The organism is Synechococcus sp. R6-7 (assembly GCF_047461695.1).
Lineage (GTDB): Bacteria > Cyanobacteriota > Cyanobacteriia > Thermostichales > Thermostichaceae > Thermostichus.
The window spans coordinates 1-2,140 of record NZ_JANSHS010000474.1; the positions used below are offsets into that span (position 1 = coordinate 1).

The window sequence follows — 2,140 nt, forward strand, 5'->3', positions numbered from 1 at the left end:
AACAAAACCGCATTCGTGAATGCCACGGAGACCTGCACCTAGGCAACATCTGTTTTTGGGAAGGGAAGATCCTGCTTTTTGATTGCATCGAGTTTAATGAAGCCTTCCGCTTTGTGGATGTCATGTACGACGTATCCTATGGGGTGATGGATTTGGATGCCCGCCATCGCCCCGATCTGGGAAACGCCTATTTGAACACCTACCTGGAAGAAACCGGAGATTGGGAAGGGCTGAAGATCTTGCCTATTTATCTCAACCGCCAAGCCTACGTGCGGGCCAAGGTCACCTCTTTTTTGCTGGAGGATCCCACTGCAGCAGAGGAAGCCAAGGCCACAGCCTTTAGCACCGCCGCCCGCTATTACCGTCTTGCCTGGGAATACACCCTCCCCAAGCGGGGGCAGTTGTTCCTGATGTCGGGATTGTCGGGATCCGGCAAAAGCACGGTAGCCCGCCACTTGGCCCGTCAGCGGGGAGCCATTCACATTCGCTCCGATGCGGTGCGCAAGCATTTGGCCGGGATCCCTCTGCGGCAACGGGGGGGGCCGCAGGTTTATACCCCGGAGATGACCGATAAAACCTACCGCCGCTTGGTGCAGTTGGGAGTAGAGCTGGCCCAGGAAGGCTACACCGTGATTCTGGACGCCAAGTTTGACCGGCAAGCCCTGCGGGGGATGGCCATTGATCAGGCCCAACGCCAAGGGATCCCACTGCGCATCCTCCACTGCTACGCCCCTGAACCTGTTTTGCGGGAGCGCCTGCAACGCCGCAGCCCAGCTCCTCAACCCCTCTTGGCCCCAGCCGGCTGCATCGATGGGGATCAGCAGCCCTCTGCCGACATTGCCGATGCCACCGCCGAGATGCTCTCCCAACAGCAGGCCCACTGGCAGGATTTTTCCGAGTCGGAACGGCCTTTTTTAAAGGTTTTGGATACCAGCCAAGATTGGCAATCTCAACTTCAGCAGGTCTAGATCTCGACTCAAACTGCACAAAGTCGAGAGAATTAACATCAGCAAGATGGATTTTGCCGTTTCTGGGTTAGAGAATGGCAGCAGCTTTTTTGGGCAGGGATCCCTTTCCAAAGTAGAGGTCAAAATTGGGTCTAAAGCCCTGCCCTATCGCTACGCAGTTCGCCCTGGCGGGCTGTAGGCTGGGGAGCAGGGGGGCTTTCCAGGCCTACCCTTTTCCCATCCCACTCGACCAGAACCAACCCCGTCCAGGAGGATCCAACAGTGAGCGATGTAACTCCAGATGACCTACGCCTGATGCTCCTGTTTGAGGGCTTTCCTCCTGAGAGGCTAGAGCCGCTGGCCGGGCAAATGTCGTTGCGCTCCCACCCAGTCAATCAGGCCATCTTGTTACAAAATGACTGGGGTAACGCCGTTTATTTCATCCTGGAAGGGTGGGTCAAGATTCGCACCCATGATCTCGAAGGCCGGGAGATCACCCTCACCATTCTTGGCCCAGGAGAAATCTTCGGGGAAATGGCTGCTTTGGACGAAGCGCCTCGTTCTACCGACGTTGTAGCCCTAACAGCCACCAAAGTCGGTTGTCTGTCGGCCCAGCACTTTCTGGCTTTTTTGGCTTCTGATCCTCAGGCCGGCATCCGCCTTGCTCAGCTCATGTCGCGCCGCTTACGGCAGATCAACCGTCGTCTGCAGTTGCGCGAGGCCAGTAGTACGGCCCGTGTTGCCGATATCCTGCTGTTTCTGGCCGAATCCCGTGGCCGGGTTAGCCGAAGTGGCGTAGAGATCCCCAACTTGCCCCATCGGGAGCTGAGCAGCCTAAGTGGCCTAGCCCGGGAAACGGTCACTCGCGTCCTGTCCAAGCTGGAGCAAGAGGAGCTGATCCGCCGGGATCGCAACCGAGATGTTCTCTGCATCCCCCAGATGGAGGCTTTGGAGAAATTGATTGGCTAAATTGGGGGCGCCACCAGTTGTCAAAACCCCCCTCGACATCGTAAGATAGTAGGTCCAGAGCCGGGATAGCTCAGTTGGTAGAGCAGAGGACTGAAAATCCTCGTGTCACCAGTTCAAGTCTGGTTCCTGGCATCTGGTATGAGTATGCTGAGGCGGGCTTGGGTCAACGACCTAAGCCTTTTTGCTATGTCGGTCTGGGGAGCATGACTCTAGTCAATAATAAG

The 2,140-nt window shown here is 56.6% G+C and carries 3 protein-coding genes and 1 tRNA gene; all 4 read left to right on the forward strand.

Annotation, left to right across the window (positions count from 1 at the left end; all coding sequences use genetic code 11):
- Positions 1–968 (forward strand): AAA family ATPase (locus tag NW815_RS12965; protein WP_414416093.1); only part of this gene is annotated, 968 nt, incomplete at its 5' end.
- A 46-nt stretch (positions 969–1,014) separates the two neighbouring features.
- Positions 1,015–1,146: a hypothetical protein gene (locus NW815_RS12970; protein ID WP_011434201.1), complete on the forward strand. Its 132-nt coding sequence runs from the start codon at positions 1,015–1,017 to the stop codon at positions 1,144–1,146.
- A 116-nt stretch (positions 1,147–1,262) separates the two neighbouring features.
- Positions 1,263–1,916: a Crp/Fnr family transcriptional regulator gene (locus NW815_RS12975; protein ID WP_414332238.1), complete on the forward strand. Its 654-nt coding sequence runs from the start codon at positions 1,263–1,265 to the stop codon at positions 1,914–1,916.
- A gap of 59 nt (positions 1,917–1,975) precedes the next feature.
- Positions 1,976–2,048, forward strand: a tRNA-Phe gene (locus tag NW815_RS12980).
- Positions 2,049–2,140 lie beyond the last annotated feature (92 nt).